The sequence below is a fragment of the Rhodoferax ferrireducens genome (genome assembly GCF_003347515.1).
Taxonomy (GTDB): domain Bacteria; phylum Pseudomonadota; class Gammaproteobacteria; order Burkholderiales; family Burkholderiaceae_C; genus Rhodoferax.
Map to the genome: position 1 here is coordinate 596,814 of NZ_QEII01000324.1, position 17,731 is coordinate 614,544.

Annotated in this window: 13 protein-coding genes and 1 pseudogene; 9 read left to right on the forward strand and 5 right to left on the reverse strand. The window is 61.8% G+C overall.

Features of this window, described 5'->3' with window-relative positions; all coding sequences use genetic code 11:
* Positions 1-137 precede the first annotated feature (137 nt).
* Together rmuC and C5P05_RS33380 are read left to right on the forward strand one after the other, a co-directional pair.
* Positions 138-1,532, forward strand: coding sequence for a DNA recombination protein RmuC (gene rmuC / locus C5P05_RS33375; RefSeq protein WP_114974150.1), 1,395 nt, complete (start codon positions 138-140; stop codon positions 1,530-1,532).
* 80 nt (positions 1,533-1,612) lie between these two features.
* The gene (locus C5P05_RS33380) at positions 1,613-2,725 is read left to right on the forward strand and encodes an MFS transporter (protein WP_114974215.1); all 1,113 of its coding nucleotides are present in this window, start codon (positions 1,613-1,615) and stop codon (positions 2,723-2,725) included.
* A gap of 121 nt (positions 2,726-2,846) precedes the next feature.
* Here C5P05_RS33380 and C5P05_RS33385 read toward each other — a convergent pair whose 3' ends face one another.
* Positions 2,847-4,307 carry an efflux transporter outer membrane subunit gene (locus C5P05_RS33385; protein WP_114974151.1) on the reverse strand — a complete coding sequence of 487 codons (1,461 nt, stop codon included), beginning with the start codon at positions 4,305-4,307 and terminating at the stop codon, positions 2,847-2,849.
* Positions 4,308-4,405: 98 nt separating this feature from the next.
* On the opposite strand from C5P05_RS33385, the gene C5P05_RS33390 reads away from it, so the two are divergent.
* The 6 genes and pseudogenes from C5P05_RS33390 (at position 4,406) to C5P05_RS33415 (ending at position 11,143) form a co-directional block, all read left to right on the forward strand.
* Positions 4,406-5,023 carry a TetR/AcrR family transcriptional regulator gene (locus C5P05_RS33390; protein WP_114974216.1) on the forward strand — a complete coding sequence of 206 codons (618 nt, stop codon included), beginning with the start codon at positions 4,406-4,408 and terminating at the stop codon, positions 5,021-5,023.
* Between the two features lie 85 nt (positions 5,024-5,108).
* A complete protein-coding gene (locus tag C5P05_RS33395) occupies positions 5,109-6,224 on the forward strand; it encodes an efflux RND transporter periplasmic adaptor subunit (protein ID WP_114974152.1) in 1,116 nt (371 codons plus the stop codon).
* Positions 6,221-9,289: an efflux RND transporter permease subunit gene (locus C5P05_RS33400; RefSeq protein WP_114974153.1), complete on the forward strand. Its 3,069-nt coding sequence runs from the start codon at positions 6,221-6,223 to the stop codon at positions 9,287-9,289. The genes C5P05_RS33395 and C5P05_RS33400 overlap by 4 nt, the downstream gene beginning before the upstream one ends.
* Positions 9,290-9,335: 46 nt before the next feature.
* Complete coding sequence (locus C5P05_RS33405) at positions 9,336-10,142, forward strand: oxidoreductase (protein WP_114974154.1); 807 nt, start codon at positions 9,336-9,338, stop codon at positions 10,140-10,142.
* A 68-nt stretch (positions 10,143-10,210) separates the two neighbouring features.
* Positions 10,211-10,516: pseudogene (locus C5P05_RS33410) on the forward strand (short-chain dehydrogenase/reductase); the annotation flags it as partial.
* An 84-nt stretch (positions 10,517-10,600) separates the two neighbouring features.
* Entirely contained in the window at positions 10,601-11,143 is a 543-nt protein-coding gene (locus C5P05_RS33415) for a PaaI family thioesterase (protein WP_114974155.1), read from the forward strand.
* 169 nt (positions 11,144-11,312) lie between these two features.
* Here C5P05_RS33415 and C5P05_RS33420 read toward each other — a convergent pair whose 3' ends face one another.
* A complete protein-coding gene (locus tag C5P05_RS33420; RefSeq protein WP_114974156.1) occupies positions 11,313-13,049 on the reverse strand; it encodes a DEAD/DEAH box helicase in 1,737 nt (578 codons plus the stop codon).
* A 313-nt stretch (positions 13,050-13,362) separates the two neighbouring features.
* On the opposite strand from C5P05_RS33420, the gene ettA reads away from it, so the two are divergent.
* Positions 13,363-15,024: an energy-dependent translational throttle protein EttA gene (ettA, locus tag C5P05_RS33425; protein WP_114974157.1), complete on the forward strand. Its 1,662-nt coding sequence runs from the start codon at positions 13,363-13,365 to the stop codon at positions 15,022-15,024.
* Here ettA and C5P05_RS33430 read toward each other — a convergent pair.
* The 3 genes from C5P05_RS33430 to C5P05_RS33440 form a co-directional block, all read right to left on the reverse strand.
* On the reverse strand, positions 15,008-16,336 hold the full coding sequence (locus C5P05_RS33430; protein ID WP_198674942.1) for a TAXI family TRAP transporter solute-binding subunit: 1,329 nt from the start codon (positions 16,334-16,336) through the stop codon (positions 15,008-15,010). The two genes, ettA and C5P05_RS33430, sit on opposite strands and share 17 nt — an antisense overlap.
* Positions 16,337-16,357: 21 nt before the next feature.
* Complete coding sequence (locus C5P05_RS33435) at positions 16,358-17,380, reverse strand: P1 family peptidase (RefSeq protein WP_114974159.1); 1,023 nt, start codon at positions 17,378-17,380, stop codon at positions 16,358-16,360.
* Between the two features lie 73 nt (positions 17,381-17,453).
* Positions 17,454-17,731, reverse strand: a 278-nt coding sequence (locus tag C5P05_RS33440) for a sensor histidine kinase (protein ID WP_232834764.1), incomplete at its 5' end; no start/stop codon positions are given.

The window sequence follows — 17,731 nt, forward strand, 5'->3', positions numbered from 1 at the left end:
GCACGGTTGCCCGGAGCAGCGCTGCGCTGCCAAACTTGGGTGGCGATACCCTCAAATTCGGTTTGGCTGTTCTATCTCCCCAATTGCCAGAGCCGGGCGTGTTTTGAACAACAATAGCGCCTTGGGGAGAAATTGCTTTGAATGATGTTTTGCTTTGGCTGGTGTTGGCACTGGCTGTCTTGAATGGTTTGGTATTGTGGTGGCTGGCATTGCGTCGGCCGGACGCCCGCGGGGCGCTGGCGGCGGAGCAGGGCAAGGCGGAGGTGCTGGCCGCTGTCAAGGGCGGCGCCGAGCGCATGGAGCGCCTTGAAAGTGAACTGCGTCGCGAGATCAGCGAGTCATCGCGCGGCGGGCGCCAGGAGCTGACGCAAAATCTCGCCACTTTTCAGCAGATGCTGGTGCAACAGGGGGCCGAAGCCACACGCACCCAAAACACCCAGATTGATGCTTTTGGCCAGCAGCTGGCGCTGCTGCAGAAAACGCTGGCCGACACGCTCACCAACCAGCTGTCCGGTTTGAGTGAATCCAACGCGCGGCGCATGAATGAAGTGCGCGAGACCCTGGAAAAACAACTGGCGCAGCTGCAAACCACCAATTCGGCCAAGCTCGACGAGATGCGCGCCACGGTGGACGAAAAACTGCAGACCACCCTGCAAACCCGACTGGGGGAAAGCTTCAAACAAGTGGCGGACCGGCTGGAGCAGGTGCACAAAGGCCTGGGCGAGATGCAAACCCTGGCGCAGGGCGTGGGCGATCTCAAACACCTGCTGACCAATGTCAAAGCGCGCGGCATTTTTGGCGAAGCCCAACTCGCTTCGCTGCTGGAGCAGGTGTTTGTGGCCGACCAGTATTGCGCACAGGTGGCGACACGTCCGGGCAGTAAAAACGTGGTCGACTTCGCCATCAAGCTGCCTGGCAAATCCGAGCACGGCGAGCCGCTGTGGTTACCGATCGACGCCAAGTTTCCCAATGAAGACTACGAGCGTCTGCTGGACGCGCAGGGCAGGGCCGACGTGTTGGGAGCCGAGGCGGCCGGCAAGGCGCTGGAGGTGCGCATCAGGCTGGAGGCCAAATCCATCGCCGATAAATATGTGGAGCCGCCGCACACCACCGATTTCGCCATTCTGTTTTTGCCGACCGAAGGCCTGTATGCCGAGGTACTGCGCCGTCCTGGCCTGATGCAGGCCTTGCAGCGCGAGCACCGCATTACGCTGGCGGGCCCCACCACGCTGCTGGCCATGCTCAGTTCGCTGCAAATGGGCTTTCGCACCCTGGCCCTGGAGAAGCGCTCCAGCGAAGTGTGGCAGGTGCTGGGCGCGGTCAAAACCGAGTTCGGCAAGTTTGGCGACGTGCTGGCCCGGGTCAAGTCGCAAACCGAAACCGTGCTCAAGACGCTCGACAGTGCCGAGACCCGCAGCCGCGCCATGGGCCGGGCGTTGAAAAAAGTCGAGGCGCTGCCTGACGTGCAAGTGCCAGCGCTGATTCCGATGGACAAGGATTTTGACAACGATGTGGAGGCCGAGCGGGCGTGAAGTTGGCGTCCACCGACACGCAGACTTCCCGTTTTGCGCTGGCGCGCCTGATTGCGGGCCAGATATTCCTGCACGCCTGCATGGCAGGCATGCGCATGGCCGCGCCCTTGCTGGCGCTGCGCGAGGGCTTCAGTGCGCTGGCCGTGGGCTTTCTGCTGGCCTTGTTTGCTTTGACCCAAGTCTTTCTGGCACTACCTGCGGGCCGCTATGTGGACCGCCACGGGCTCAAGCGCCCGGTCGGCTTGTGCGTGCTGGCGGCCTCGGTGGGCGCCGGACTGGCGGTGATATATCCGGTTTTTGCCGTGCTGTGCCTGAGTGCCTTGATGACCGGCGGCGCCACCGGGGTGGCCTCCATCTCCCTGCAGCGTCATGTGGGGCGGGCCGCGCAGGATGCGAACGAGCTCAAAAAAGTGTTCAGCTGGCTGGCCATCGGTCCGGCCGTGTCCAATTTTGTTGGGCCGTTGGCGGCCGGCCTGTTGATTGACCACAGCGGCTTTCGCACGGCTTTCCTGTTCATGGCCGTGTTGCCGCTGGCGACCTGGTTTTGGGTGCGCCATACGATCGAGCTGCCGCCTGTGGCCGGCCAACAGGGGAAGACTCCCAACAAGGCCTGGGATTTGTTGCGTGAACCCCTGATGCGACGCCTGATGCTGGTGAACTGGCTGCTGTCATCGTGCTGGGATGTCCACACTTTTGTGGTGCCGGTGCTGGGGCACGAACGGGGTTTCAGCGCGTCGGTGATTGGCGCGATTCTGGGCGCCTTCGCCCTTGCCGCCACGTTTGTGCGCGTGCTGCTGCCGCTGTTTGCCTCGCGCGTGCGCGAGTGGGTCATCGTCACTTCGGCCATGGCGATCACGGCGGTGCTTTTCGGGGCGTACCCGTTCATGCAGTCACCGCTGGCGATGGGTGTCTGTTCGGTGCTGTTGGGGTTGGCGCTGGGTTCGGTTCAACCCATGATCATGAGCACGCTGCACCAGATCACGCCCGAGGCGCGACATGGCGAGGCGCTGGGTTTGCGCCTGATGTCCATTAACGCCTCCAGTGTGCTGATGCCGCTGCTGTTCGGTACCGCAGGCGCGGTTGTGGGGGTCTCGGTGGTGTTCTGGACGGTCGGGCTGGCAGTGGGCGCCGGGGCACGGCCCGCTTGGCTGCTGCGCCCCGGATTGCGACCTGCATCGCCGCCGTCCCGTTAGCCCTAGAAAATGTCCGCTACCAAGCCGTTTTCAGCTCACTGCATGACGTTTTCAATCTTTGGGAGAGGACTGAGGCGAAGTTCTATATGCGCTCCGTCATCTCCGTTGGCACGTACTGCGCTTATCTAATCGCTACCGTTTCGGATTCCCGGGGCTGCCAACCGCCGCCGAGTGCCTTGAACGCCGCGACGGCCGCGCGTGCCGATTCGGTTTGTGCTTGCGCGCGCATATCGGAGGCGCGTAGCAAGTTCTCATCGGCTTGCAGGACCTCGATCAGGCTGACGCCCCCTTTCTGGTACGCCGCGAACGAAGCCCCCCTCGCTCGACTGAGCGAGTCCACACCCTGAGTCAGTATGCCGGCCTGGTCCTCGCGTTTTACCAGAAACGAGAACGCGTTTTCCACGTCTTCGGTCGCACGCAGCGCGGCGAGCCGATAAGCGGCTAACGCCTCGGCTTCCTGGCCTTTGGCCAGGTCAATCTGCGCGTTGATGCGGCCGAAGTCGAACAGACGCCAGCGCAGGCCCAACACACCGGCGGCCTGGCTTGCACCGCTAGTGAACAGGTTGCCACCGGACACCGATGTCGCGCTGCCGATCAGCCCACCCAGAGAGAGCTTGGGGTAGTACTCGGCAATGGCCACACCAATACGCGCGTTCGACGCAGCCAGGCGGCGTTCGGCCATGATCAGATCGGGCCGGCGCCTGAGCAAATCACCCGGCGAGCCGGTTGATGCGATCTGCGGGGCGGCCGGAATAGCGCCAGCATTCGCCAGCTCCTCCCGGTGCGTACCGGGCGGTGTGCCCAGCATCACGTCCAGCGCATTCATGGTCGTGTCCAGCCCTGCTTCGAGGACCGGTACCGATGCCCGCACTTGGGCGAGCGCGCCCTCGACCTGCCGCACTTGAAGTTCGGCTGCCAGCCCCTTGCCATACAGCAGATTGATTGTCGAGAGTAGCTTCTGTTGCGTCTGTACCTGCCTGCGGGCAACGTCCAGGCGAGTTTGCAGTCCGCGGATGCTGATGTAGACGTCGGCGGTCTGCGCCGCCACCGCCAGTCGTGTCGCCGCCGCGCCGGCCTCCGAAGCCTGGTACTCGGCCAGTGCCGCTTCCCGTCCGCGACGCACGCCACCGAAGACGTCCAGCTCCCAGCCTACGCCGAGGCTGGCCTCATAGGCATTGCCGTAGCGATCGAAATTGGGCCTTGAATTCAAAACTTGCCCCAACGGCGTTTCAACCGACTGGTAGGCTCGCGCACCTTGGGCATTGATGTTGCCGGAAGGCAGCAGCGCGGCATTCGCGGCCCCAAGTCCCGCGCGCGCCTGGGCGACCCGAGCGGACGCCTGCGCGAGATCCAGATTCTGCTCCAGCGCAAGCGTTACGAAGCGGGTCAGTTGTGGATCGCCAAAGCCTCCCCACCACACGATGAAGTCGGCGGTGGCTTTGGCATGCCGTTGCTCAACTGCAGTTTGACCCAGGTAGCGGTCTGGCATGGAGGGGGCAGGCCGAAGGTAATCCGGCCCGACAGCGCAACCCGCTGAAAGACTGGCGACGGCTAACATGAAGAGAGTACGTTTGAGTAGCATGGGCATCTTCCGTGAAGTGAAAGGGAGAAATGAAAGTGACTATATTACCAAAACGTCACTAGTTGCGAAAATCGAATATGGAAGGTAAGCTGTCGATCATGAGCAAAGCAAGCACTTATCCGGGCCCAGCCCGAGGCCCTATCGATCACGAGGTGCGTGATCAAATCGTTGCCGCAGCGACCAAGCACTTCGGTTTGTACGGTTACGAGAAGACGACCGTCTCCGATCTGGCCAAGGCCATCGGCTTTTCCAAGGCCTACATCTACAAGTTTTTCGAGTCCAAGCAGGCCATAGGCGAACTGATTTGCGCGAATTGCCTGCACGCGGTCGAAACGGAGGTCAGAGCAGCCATTGACGGCGTCGACCGCCCGCCAGAGAAGCTGCGACGCATGTTCAAGGTGGCCGTTGAGTCGAGTCTTCGCTTGTTTTTTGAAGATCGCAAGCTTTATGACATCGCGGCCTCGGCCGCTACCGAGCGTTGGGAGGCGGTGCGCGCCTATGAGGAGCGTATCCAGGTCATGCTGCAGGACATCTTGCGCCAGGGGCGTGAAACAGGGGAGTTCGAGCGCAAGACGCCGCTAGACGAGGCGGCGACGGCGATCTACTTGGTCATGCGCCCGTACCTCAATCCGCTGCTCCTGCAGTACAACTTCGATTACACCGATGACGCGCCGGCTCAACTGTCTAGTCTGGTGCTTCGCAGCTTGTCGCCTTAAATTTGGAAAATTTATTGTGACTATTGACAAATTTGGTTACTAGTAACAAAATGAAATCCTGTTTAGTTTTTTACAGGATTTCTATATGTTCCGCCGCCGCCTCGTTTTCTCTGCTGTCATATCTGCATTGCCGTTTGCGTTGGTCGCCTGCGGCGAAAAGACGCAATCCGATCCACGCACCGAAGCGCCGCTGGTACGTGCGGCCACCATCCAGGGGGCGGTCGCTGCATCACGTACCTTCACCGGAACCGTAGCCGCTCGGGTACAAAGCGATCTGGGCTTTCGGGTCTCCGGCAAGGTATTGGAACGCCTTGTGGATACGGGGCAAACCGTCAAGCGCGGGCAAGCGCTCATGCGCATCGACTCCGTCGATCTGAAGCTCGCAGCTCATGCTCAGCAGGAAGCGGTAGCCGCCGCCCGAGCGCGGGCGCAGCAAACGGCGCAGGAGGAAGCTCGCTACAGCGATCTGCGCGGGACCGGCGCGATATCGGCTTCAGCCTACGACCAGGTCAAGGCGGCGGCAGATGCCGCCAAAGCCCAGCTCAATGTGACCGAAGCCCAGGCTGAAGTGGCGCGCAACGCGAGCCGCTATACGGAGCTGGTGGCGGATACCGATGGCGTCGTCATGGAAACGCTGGTCGAACCTGGCCAGGTCGTCAACGCAGGACAGGCCGTGGTGCGTGTGGCCCATGCCGGACGCCGTGAAGCCATCATCCAGTTGCCGGAAACCTTGCGCCCTGCGATCGGTTCAGCCGGCCAGGCCACGCTGTTTGGCAAAGAAGGCGTTGCCGTTCCGGCCAAACTCAGGCAGCTTTCGGACGCCGCAGACCGGCTGACCCGCACTTTCGAGGCGCGCTATGTGCTGGAGGGAGAGCTGTCCAACGCGCCCTTGGGCACCACAGTCACCATTCAGATCCCGGAGGCGCATGCCGCGGTGCAAGGTGGTTTGTCGGTACCGATAGGCGCGCTGTTCGACGCGGGCAAGGGGCCAGGCGTCTGGGTCATTCAAGGCGAGCCCGCCAAGGTTTTTTGGCGGCCGGTCACGGTCCAGCGCCTCGGCGACGACGGCGCGCGCATTGCCGGTCAACTCAAAGCAGGTGAGCGGATCGTCGCACTCGGCACGCATCTGCTGCGTGAAGGCGAACAGGTCCGGGTGGCGGGCCTTGCCGTCGCCACTGCGACTGAAGGAGCGCGGCCATGAGCGAAGGTCGTTTCAACCTGTCCGCGCTCGCCGTGCGCGAGCGTGCCATCACCCTGTTCTTGATCCTCTTGATCTCGCTGGGCGGGGTCATGTCCTTCTTCAAGCTGGGTCGGGCGGAGGACCCCTCATTCACGATCAAGGTGATGACGATCATCACGGCCTGGCCCGGTGCTACCGCGCAGGAGATGCAGGACCAGGTCGCCGAGAAGATCGAAAAGCGTTTGCAGGAGCTGCGCTGGTATGACCGCAGCGAGACCTACACCCGTCCTGGATTGGCGTTCACCACACTGACCTTGCTGGACAGCACCCCTCCATCGGAAGTGCAGGACGAGTTCTACCAAGCCCGTAAAAAGGTCGGTGACGAAGTACGCAATCTGCCGCCCGGCGTGATCGGGCCGATGGTCAACGACGAGTATTCCGATGTGACCTTCGCCTTGTTCGCACTCAAGGCCAAGGGCGAACCCCAGCGCGTGCTCGTTCGCGACGCGGAAACGCTGCGCCAGCGGCTGCTGCATGTGCCGGGCGTGAAGAAGGTCAATATCGTTGGCGAGCAGTCCGAACGCATTTTTGTCGAGTTCTCGCATGATCGTCTGGCAACGCTGGGGGTCAGCCCGCAAGAGGTGTTCGCCGCGCTCAACAGCCAGAACGCTTTGACGCCGGCCGGCTCCGTCGAGACCAAGGGGCCAGAGGTGTTCATTCGCCTGGACGGCGCTTTCGATGAATTGCAGAAGATTCGCGACACGCCCGTAGTGACGCCGGGGCGCACGCTGAAGCTCTCGGACATCGCCACGGTGAAGCGTGGCTATGAAGACCCGGCGACTTTCATGATCCGCAACGGCGGCGAACCCGCCCTGCTGCTGGGCGTCATCATGCGCGACGGCTGGAACGGCCTCGACCTGGGCAAGGCGCTGGACGGCGAAGTCAGTGCGATCAACGCCGAGCAGCCGCTGGGCATGAGCCTGGCCAAGGTCACCGACCAGGCCGTCAACATCAGCTCGGCGGTTGACGAGTTCATGGTCAAGTTCTTTGCCGCAGTGCTGGTGGTCATGCTGGTGAGCTTCGTGAGCATGGGCTGGCGTGTCGGGGTCGTGGTTGCCGCGGCCGTGCCGCTGACGCTGGCCGTCGTCTTTGCGGTGATGCTCGCCAGCGGCAAGAATTTCGACCGCATCACCCTGGGCTCCCTGATCCTGGCACTGGGCTTGTTGGTGGACGACGCCATCATCGCCATCGAAATGATGGTGGTGAAGATGGAAGAAGGCTATGACCGCATCGCGGCCTCGGCCTATGCCTGGAGCCATACCGCCGCCCCCATGCTGTCGGGTACGCTGGTCACGGCCGTCGGCTTCATGCCCAACGGCTTCGCCCGATCCACGGCGGGTGAGTACACCAGCAACATGTTCTGGATCGTGGGCATCGCGCTCATCGCCTCCTGGGTGGTGGCGGTGGTGTTCACGCCCTATCTCGGGGTCAAGCTGTTGCCCGACTTCAGACAGGTCGAAGGCGGTCACGAGGCCATCTACGACACGCCGCGCTACAACCGCTTTCGTCGCCTGCTGGGGCGCGTCATTGCCCGCAAGTGGATCGTCGCCGGCACGGTGATCGGCCTGTTCGTGGTGTCGGTGCTTGGCATGGCGGTGGTCAAGAAACAGTTCTTCCCGATCTCCGACCGGCCTGAAGTGTTGGTCGAAGTGCAGATGCCCTATGGCACGTCGATCACCCAGACCAGCGCCGCTGCGGAGAAGGTGGAAGCCTGGCTGGCCAAGCAAGAGGAAGCCAAGATCGTCACCGCCTACGTCGGCCAGGGCGCTCCACGCTTCTATTTCTCGATGGGACCGGAGTTGCCTGATCCGTCGTTTGCGAAGATCGTGGTCCGCACGGACAACCAGGACGAGCGCGAGGTGTTGAAAAAGCGGCTGCGCGAGGCCATCGCTGACGGCCTCGCCACAGAGGCGCGCGTGCGCGTCACCCAGCTCGTGTTTGGTCCGTATTCGCCGTATCCGGTGGCCTACCGGGTCTCCGGCCCGGATCCGGAGGTGTTGCGCAAAGTGGCGGCTGAGGTGCAGCGGGTGATGGACGCCAGTCCGATGATGCGCACGGTCAACACCGACTGGGGTACGCGCACGCCCGCGCTGCACTTCACCTTGCAGCAGGACCGATTGCAGGCCGTGGGCCTGACTTCCAGTTCCGTGGCGCAACAGTTGCAATTCCTGCTCAGTGGCATTCCAGTCACTGCCGTGCGGGAGGACATTCGCACGGTGCAGGTTGTCGCGCGCTCGGCGGGCAACAACCGGCTCGACCCGGCCAAGATTGGCGATTTCACGCTGGCTGGCGCCAACGGGCAGCGCATCCCGCTGTCGCAGGTGGGCAAGGTCGAGGTGCGCATGGAAGAACCGGTCATGCGCCGACGCGACCGTGTGCCGACGATCACCATCCGTGGCGACATCGCCGAAGGCTTGCAGCCGCCGGACGTGTCGACGGCCATCACCCAGCAACTCCAGCCCATCATGGACAAGCTGCCGAGTGGCTACCACATCGTCGAAGCCGGCTCCATCGAAGAATCAGGCAAGGCGACGGTCGCCATGCTGCCGATCTTCCCCATCATGCTGGCCATCACCCTGCTCATCATCATCCTGCAGGTTCGCTCGATCGCGGGAATGGTGATGGTCTTCCTGACCAGTCCGCTGGGACTGATCGGCGTGGTACCAACCCTGCTGCTGTTCCAGCAGCCCTTCGGCATCAATGCGCTGGTCGGCTTGATCGCGTTGTCGGGCATCCTGATGCGCAACACGCTGATCTTGATCGGTCAGATTCGTGAAAACGAACAGGCCGGGCTGGATCCCTTCCGTGCGCTTGTCGAAGCGACCGTGCAGCGCGCGCGTCCGGTGATCCTGACCGCATTGGCGGCGATCCTGGCCTTCATCCCGCTGACCCATTCGGTGTTCTGGGGCACCCTCGCTTACACGCTGATCGGCGGCACCTTCGCTGGGACGATTCTGACCCTCGTGTTCCTGCCGGCCATGTATTCCATCTGGTTCAAGATCAGGCCAGCCCCATTGCACCACTGATCTGCCATTCATCCCTGCTATTCACCCAAATCAAAAAGGAACTGTTATGTCGAATTTCAAAGTTGTCGTCATTACCGGCGTGTCATCGGGCATCGGGCGCGCCGCCGCCATGCAATTTGCCAAGCAGGGTTGCCGTGTATTCGGTACCGTGCGCAACACGGCAAAAGCGCAAGCCATACCTGGCGTTGTACTCATTCAGATGGATATCCGTGACGAAGCGTCGATTGAGCACGGGATCCAGACCATCATTGCGCAAGCCCAGCGCATCGACGTGCTGGTCAACAGCGCGGGCGTGACCTTGCTGGGCGCGATGGAAGAAACGTCGATTGCCGAAGCCCAGACGCTGTTTGACACCAACCTGTTCGGTCTCTTGCGCACGATCAAGGCCGTGCTGCCGCATATGCGCGAACAGCGTTCTGGTCGCATTGTCAACGTCAGCTCGGTGCTGGGCTTTTTGCCTGCGCCGTACATGGCGCTCTATTCGGCATCCAAGCATGCCGTCGAAGGACTGTCCGAGACCCTGGATCACGAGGTGCGCCAATTCGGCATCCGCGTGGCGCTTGTCGAACCCTCCTTTACCAAAACCAACCTGGATCTCAACGCGCCCCAGACCGTCTCCAGAATCCCGGACTACAACAAAGAGCTCGGCATCGTTTCCCAGGCCATCCAGAACAATGTCCAAAAAGCGCCCGAGCCCGATGGCGTCGCCGCCACGATTGTCGACGCCGCGTTGGGAGCATGGAAGATGCGCCGTACGCCCAAAGGCGAGGCCTCTCTTCTGGCCAAGTTGCGCCGCTTCATGCCGGCCGGCCCGGTCGAGAAGGGTCTAAGGAAAACGTTCGGGCTCGCCTGAAAAACATCGCCCAGACGTCATGTTGGCAGCACTCCAATGGTGGTCGGTGTGCATGTGGCGTTTGCTGGTTAGAAGTAACGCTGGTCGAACCGTCTTTCACGAAGACCAATCTGGACAGCAATGCGCCTTTGGCAAGTGTAGGAATCGCCGACTATGACCGTGAGCGTGAACTTGCATCTCGCGCCATCGTCAACACGGTCAAAAGTGCGCCCGAACCCGACGGCGTTGCAAACACCATTGTTGAAGCAGCGCTTGGTGCTTGGCGCATGCGTCGCACGCCGGCCGGTCAAGCATCCTTGCGGAGCAAGTTGCGCCGCTTTATGCCGTTTGGCCCCGTGGATTCAAGCCTTAGAAAAACTTTTGAACTCAACTGAAAGCCCGAGCAGGATCGACCTCGTAGCGCAGGTGCGAGGATTGTTTGTCTCTGAAAACACCCGTAGCGGTTGTCAGGAAAACCTATGAAAACTCCGACTATTGACTGGACCTCTCAGCATGAAGCTTCGCGGCAACGTTCGGTTGCAGGTGGTGGCAAGCCTGGCCTCGCCCGAATGGAGCAGCTCGCCGGTAAGAGCGGGCGTGAGATTCTCGAAGCCATGATGTCCGGCGAGTTGCCGTATCCACCCATGAACGAAACCATGAACATGACCTTGCTGGAGGTGGGCACCGGGTGCGTCTTGTTCCAAGGCATCCCGCTGCTGCAGCACTACAACCCGCTGGGCACGGTGCACGGTGGCTGGTTTGCCACGCTCCTGGACTCAGCGCTGGGCTGTGCAGTGCAAACCACGCTACCGGCCGGGCGTTCCTACAGCACGGCCGAACTCAGCATCAACATTGTGCGGCCAGCCTCGCACAAGACCGGCCCGTTGCGTGCGGTCGGCACGGTTATCCACATTGGCCGGCAGATCGCCACGGCAGAGGCGCGTATCGAAGACGAAAAAGGCAAGCTGTACGCCCATGCGACCACAACCTGTTTTGTCTTCGACGTGCCGGCGGCGGTCTGATGGCGCCGTTTCATGTCTGCTGGCCCCGTCGACTCAAGCCCGAGGAAAGCGTCCGGGCTCGCCTGAAACGCAGCATGAAATAAAAAAAGCGGGCAAGTCGCTCTGACTGCCCGCTCTGTGGAGTGCTCTTGTTCAGCCCAGCGGAGGCCGGATGAACAAGGCGTAGTGCTTATCGGTTGAAGGAACCGCGAGAGCCATTGCCCCCACCACCGTAACCACCGCCGCCGCCGGAGCGGCCACCCGCGCCACCGCCGCCAAAGCCGCCGCCATTGCGGTTGCCGCCACCAAAGCCACCACCACCGCCACGGCGAGCGCCGCGTTCGGCCATCATGTCCACGCTGGTGCGCATCGGATCGGGCTGACCTTGAGCCGGGCGGGCAGGCGGATTGCCACCCACACCAAAGCCGCCGCCATTGCCGCCGCTGTTGCCACCACCGCCATTGCCGCCGCCGTAACCACCGCCGTTGCCACCGCGACCTTGCGCGGGGCGTGGGCCTCGTGCTGCTTGGTCGCCGGCCGGGTTGTGGCTGCGTTGACCACCACTGCGGTGTCCGCCGCCATTGCCGCCACCGTTACCGCCGCGTCCGCCACCCGGAGGACCACCGCGGTCGCCTTGGGCGCCCTTGGTCTCACGTACGCGTTGCAGCATCTCGGTGCGTGCGGCCTTGCCAGCCGCCATCATGACGTCGCGGCTTGGCGGCTTGCCTGCACCACCCCAGACGGTCTGACGACCCATGGCGATGGGCTCGGCCTTTTCGCCTGGCTCGGGCATGAAGGCTTCCACGATCTGGACTGGAATGTTCTGTTTGGTGTAACGCTCAATAGCTTGCATGAAGCCTTCTTCGTCCAGGCAGACCAGATTCACGGCGGTGCCGTCGGCACCTGCCCGGCCAGTGCGGCCGATGCGGTGCACATAGTCTTCGCAGACGTTCGGGATTTCATAGTTCACGACGTGCGGCAGGTCATCGATGTCGATGCCGCGGGCGGCAATGTCGGTGGCCACCAGTGCGCGAATGTCACCACTCTTGAAGCCGCTCAGGGCCTGGGTACGGGCGGACTGGCTCTTGTTGCCGTGCAGGGCCATGGCTTCAATGCCATTCTTGGTCAGGAACTCGGCGACGTTGTTGGCGCCAAATTTGGTCCGGGTGAACACCAGCACCTGGCTCCAGTTGTGTTCCTGGATGATGTGGGCCAGCAGGGCTTTCTTTTTGCCGCGACCGACCGGGTGAATCAGCTGGGTGATGCGCTGCACCGTGGTGTTGCGCGGTGTCACCTGAATGCTCAGCGGATCTTTCAGCAGCGTCGCGGCCAGGTCGCGAATTTCGTCACTGAAGGTGGCCGAGAACAGCAGACTCTGTTTTTGTTTTGGCACCACGGCCAGCACTTTTTTCACGTCATGGATGAAGCCCATGTCGAGCATGCGGTCCGCTTCGTCGAGCACCAGCATTTGCACTTGGCCCAGATCGAGCACGCCTTGCTGAAGCAAGTCGAGCAGGCGACCTGGCGTGGCCACCAGAATGTCCACGCCTTTTTTGACGCGGCTGATCTGGGGGTTCATGCCCACACCGCCAAAGATGACGGTGGAGGACAGTTCCAGGTACTTGCCGTAGGTTTGTACGGACTCTTCCACCTGTGCCGCCAATTCGCGGGTCGGTGTCAGCACCAAGGCACGAATGCCGATGCCGCCGAATTTGTTGCGCGGTGTTTCACCGGCGGTGAGCTTGTGCAGCATGGGCAACACGAAAGCCGCTGTTTTGCCGGTTCCGGTTTGGGCCCCGCCGAGCAGATCGTGTCCTTCGAGCACAGCGGGAATCGCTTGCGCCTGAATGGCCGTGGGGGTCTCGTAGCCTTGCTCAAGCACGGCTTTAACGATGGCCGGAGCCAGATTTAGTTCTTCAAATTTCATAGTGTGGCGCCTATCCTGGGCGCTATGGCATCGGCCCGTCTTGGTGCAGATGCACCAAGTCAGTCAAAGGCAGATGGGTACAAAGATGGAACGTCTGCGCGAGGCATTGTTCCCAGCAAGGTGCTGGCATTGTGGGCAACTGACGCTCCACAATTACGTGCATTGTCGCACGGTCTGTGATCTGGGCCAAAATTCAGTCAAAAGCGGCTGCGAAAGGCGGCCACTCAGCGCGAAGTCAGGAGTCGGATAAGGTGAAAACGAGGCGTTCACCGATAATGTCAGGTTTCCATCCCGCAAAAACTCGCAAGACCCCATGGCTCAATACGTATTTTCCATGAACCACCTCGGCAAGATCGTTCCGCCGAAAAAGTTCATTCTCAAAGACATTTCCCTCAGCTTCTTCCCCGGCGCCAAGATTGGCGTGCTGGGCACCAACGGCTCCGGCAAGTCCACTCTGCTCAAGATCATGGCCGGTGTGGACAAGGAATTTGAAGGCGAAGCCATGCCCATGGCCGGCCTGAACATCGGTTATTTGCCGCAAGAGCCGCAGCTGGACCCCGATCAAACCGTGCGCGAGAGTGTGGAAGCCGGCATGGGCGATGTGTTCACCGCCAAAGCCCGTCTGGAAGAAATTTACGCCGCCTACGGTGAAGAAGACGCCGACTTTGACGCGCTTGCTGAAGAGCAGGCCAAGATGGAAGCCATCATTGGCAGTGCCGGTACCGACTCTGAACACCAACTGGAAATTGCCGCTGACGCCTTGCGCCTGCCCCCATGGGACGCCAAAGTGGGCCTGTTGTCGGGTGGTGAAAAGCGCCGTGTCGCTTTGTGCCGTCTGCTGTTGTCCAAGCCCGACATGTTGTTGCTCGATGAGCCGACCAATCACTTGGATGCTGAATCGGTGGATTGGCTGGAGCAGTTCCTGCAGCGCTACCCCGGCACCGTGGTCGCCATTACCCACGACCGCTACTTTTTGGACAACGCGGCCGAGTGGATTCTGGAACTCGATCGCGGCAACGGCATGCCTTACAAAGGCAACTACAGCGATTGGCTGCAACAGAAGCAGGAACGTCTGGTTCAGGAGCAAAAAGGCGAGGAATCACGCGCCAAGGCACTGAAGAAAGAACTTGAATGGTCTCGCCAGAACCCCAAGGCGCGTCAGGCCAAGAGCAAGGCCCGTCTGGCCCGCTTTGAAGAATTGAGCGACTTTGAGTACCAGAAGCGCAACGAAACCAACGAAATTTTCATCCCCGTGGCCGAGCGCCTGGGCCAGGAAGTGATTGAATTCACGAATGTCACGAAGTCCTTTGGCGACCGCGTGCTGATCGACAACCTGAGCTTCAAGGTGCCGCCGGGCGCCATCGTCGGCATCATCGGCCCCAACGGGGCTGGTAAATCCACACTGTTCAAGATGATTGCCGGACGCGAAAAGCCCGATTCCGGCGAAGTCAAGATCGGCCAGACCGTCAAGATGGCTTTTGTGGACCAGAACCGCGATGACCTGGCCAACGAAAAAACCGTTTGGGAAGATGTGTCCGGTGGACTCGACATTCTGAACGTCGGCAAATTCCAGATGGCCAGCCGCGCTTATTGCGGACGCTTCAACTTCAACGGCGCGGACCAGCAAAAACGCGTCGGTACCTTGTCCGGTGGTGAACGCGGACGCTTGCATCTGGCCAAGACCCTGATTGCCGGCGGCAATGTGCTGATGCTCGATGAGCCGTCCAACGATTTGGACGTAGAAACCTTGCGCGCGCTGGAAGACGCCTTGCTGGAGTTTGCCGGCTCACTGATGGTGATTAGCCATGATCGCTGGTTCCTGGACCGCATTGCCACCCATATCCTGGCCTGCGAGGGCGACAGCCAGTGGGTTTTCTTTGATGGCAATTACCAGGAATACGAGGCCGACAAGAAGAAGCGCCTGGGTGAAGAGGGTGCGCGTCCGCACCGCATGCGTTTCAAGGCGCTGAAGTAAGCAGTTTCTTGCGCACCAATTCAATGTGGTTGCGCAGGGCGTAGAGCTCATCGGCGTAAGACAGCGGCACGATGATCTTGCCCACGCGGGTTTCCAGCCGGTTGAGCTCATCGGCCAGTTCCTGCGCCGACTCGGCACTGTTGCCGGCACGGTTTTCGATGTCGCGCAACTGCCCATACCAGCGAAAAACCCGGGAGCGGATCCTGAACTCATACAGCGGCGGCACGATGCGGCTCAGCGGCAGCAGCACCGCAATGATGATGCCCAGCGCTAGCCACATGCGCTCCATCAGGTTGGCGTAGGAAAACGGCAGGTAGCGCTGCATCAGCGGTACGCCGTCGCGGATCGTGCGCTCGGCCTCCCTGGACAGGGGAAACTCGGTGTTGGCGGCGTTGGGAAATTCATGGGCGCGGTTGAACCAGCCGGCCGGACTGTGAAATTCAAGCGATGCCTGCGAGAACAGTTGCAGCACGGCAGGATGCACGCCCTCCCTGGCCATCAGCGTCGTGGTGGGGGCGACCAGTCGCACGTCTTGCGCCGGGACGTCACTGGCCAGATCAACCACACCGCGCGGCAACGTCACCGGCGTCAAGAACGCGAAGCGGCGCGAGTAGGCCTCACTCTGCGCGAAGTCCATCAGTTTCACGCCGGGCGTTTGCAGCAGCATTTGCACCATCGGTGATTCTGGCGCCGAGGCAAACACCAGGGCATCGAGTTCGCCATTCAAAAAGGCCACCGTAGCCGGCGTCTGCTCCAGGCGCGACAGAGTGATGGCCCCCGCGTCGATGCGGTTGACGTCAAACAGCTTGCCCATCAAGCTTGGCACGCCGCTGCCTTCCGTGCCGACATTGACACGCAAACCTTTAAGCTGGGTCAACCCATTGAGCGTGCTGTCCTTCGTCACTTTTTGCGCGGCCTCGGTGCGGTAAAACAGCCACACCGGCTCGACAAACAAACTGCCGAGCGACAGCAAGCCTTCGTTGTCATTCGCCGGCAGCGCGTTGGTGCCACCTTGAACAAAACCAAGATCGGTCTTGCCCGCTGCCAGCCACTCAAGATTTTGGGAGGAGCCTTCGCTGGGCAGCAGTTGCACCTCGATGCCGTAGGCAGCCATGGCCTTGGCATAACGTTTGCCGAATTCATCGTAGGCGCTCTGGCCCGGCCCGGTGGCCAGCGTCACATGCTTGGGCGGTGTCGGGTCGAGCCACCAGTAGGTCAGTGTCAGCAGGGCGACGGCCAAGAGAAGAAAGGGCCCGGCCGAGGTGATCATGTCGCGTATCGACAGCAAGGTGTAGCGGATGGTTTTTGGCATGGTGTGCAGCGTTCTGGCGAGTCAGGGGGTGGCAGGCCGCATCAGGTCGCACGCGGCCGGCCAGGTCGTCGCGCCGATGGTGATTCCTTTTGCGGCCCGTATGGCCTGCACCACCGCCCGGGCGGTGACCTCGGCTGCCAGGGTGCAGAGCACCAGCATGTCCGCCGCTTTGCCGGCCTTGCCCGTACCCAGCGCAAACAGGGTGTCACCGTCGATCAGGGTGTGCACCGGGTTGATGCTGCGGGCCAGTCCATCGTGCGCCACCTGCGCCAGCCGGTGTGCTTGCGCCTTGGTCAGAATGGCGTCGGTGGCGATGACGCCGATGGTGGTGTTGGTGCCTGCCAGTAGTGACTGCGGCACTGCATCCGTCAGGATGGCCTCGCGACTGTTGAGCAGCGACACACCATCGGGTGTTCGGGCGCCGGCCAGCACCTGGCCGGTGGCGGGGTCGATGACGTCGCCGACAGCGTTGCAGGCGATGAGGGCGCCCACCGTGATGCCATGCGCGGTGATCGAGGCGGTGCCGATACCCCCGCGCATGGCGCGCTGCAGGCCAAAGAGTTTGCCCACCAAGGCGCCGGCACCGGCGCCGACGTTGCCTTGTGCAGGTGCGTCAAGGCTGGCTGCGGCGCACGCGGCATAACCGGCTTTGGCGTCCGGCCGGATGCTGGCATCGCCCACCGGCAAGTCAAACAGCACGGCGGCCGGCACGATGGGCACTAGACCGAAGCCGACTTGCAATCCAATGTTGTGTTCTTCCAGCCACTGCATCACGCCGCTGGCGGCGTCCAGCCCCCAGGCACTGCCGCCGGCCAGCAGGATGGCGTGAATACGGTCCACCAGGTTGGAGGGGTGCAGCAGGTCAGTCTCGCGCGTGCCGGGTGCGGCACCGCGCACGTCCACCCCGGCCACCGCGCCGTCGCGCGTGATGATCACGGTGCAGCCGGTGGGGCGGCGTGCGTCGGTGAAGTGGCCCACCTCGATGCCTGCGACATCGGTGATGGCACCTTTGTCTGCTTGCCAAGAATGCTGGTCTGAGGACACGGGAGTTACCTTCGGGAATATGGGGATGAATTGAATTTTCTGCGATACGGGCCAACATGCACCAAAGAGCGAGTTATAGCGCCAAAGGGACGCGCGGCAGTTTGATCGTAAAGGTGTTTACTGCGCCGGTCGATGCTGCCGAGATCGTGCCGCCATGGGCGATGACGATGGACTTGGTGATGGCCAGTCCCAGGCCCGTGCCTTCGCTGCTGCGCTGCCGCGACGGATCGACCCGGAAAAAGCGGTCAAAAATCCGCTCCAAATAGTCGGGCGCAATGCCGTCGCCGGTGTTTGCCATGCCAATCGACACCGTGTCTGGATTCGCATGGATGCGCACATGAACCGTGGTGC

What these genes read in the sequence shown, in the direction of transcription:
- C5P05_RS33430 (WP_198674942.1), bottom strand. Translation starts at nt 16,336, where the DNA reads ATGCCAAAAACCATCCGCTACACCTTGCTGTCGATACGCGACATGATC.
- C5P05_RS33405 (WP_114974154.1), top strand. Translation starts at nt 9,336, where the DNA reads ATGTCGAATTTCAAAGTTGTCGTCATTACCGGCGTGTCATCGGGCATC.
- C5P05_RS33420 (WP_114974156.1), bottom strand. Translation starts at nt 13,049, where the DNA reads ATGAAATTTGAAGAACTAAATCTGGCTCCGGCCATCGTTAAAGCCGTG.
- C5P05_RS33390 (WP_114974216.1), top strand. Translation starts at nt 4,406, where the DNA reads ATGAGCAAAGCAAGCACTTATCCGGGCCCAGCCCGAGGCCCTATCGAT.
- C5P05_RS33400 (WP_114974153.1), top strand. Translation starts at nt 6,221, where the DNA reads ATGAGCGAAGGTCGTTTCAACCTGTCCGCGCTCGCCGTGCGCGAGCGT.
- C5P05_RS33385 (WP_114974151.1), bottom strand. Translation starts at nt 4,307, where the DNA reads ATGCTACTCAAACGTACTCTCTTCATGTTAGCCGTCGCCAGTCTTTCA.
- ettA (WP_114974157.1), top strand. Translation starts at nt 13,363, where the DNA reads ATGGCTCAATACGTATTTTCCATGAACCACCTCGGCAAGATCGTTCCG.
- C5P05_RS33380 (WP_114974215.1), top strand. Translation starts at nt 1,613, where the DNA reads ATGGCAGGCATGCGCATGGCCGCGCCCTTGCTGGCGCTGCGCGAGGGC.
- C5P05_RS33395 (WP_114974152.1), top strand. Translation starts at nt 5,109, where the DNA reads ATGTTCCGCCGCCGCCTCGTTTTCTCTGCTGTCATATCTGCATTGCCG.
- C5P05_RS33415 (WP_114974155.1), top strand. Translation starts at nt 10,601, where the DNA reads ATGAAAACTCCGACTATTGACTGGACCTCTCAGCATGAAGCTTCGCGG.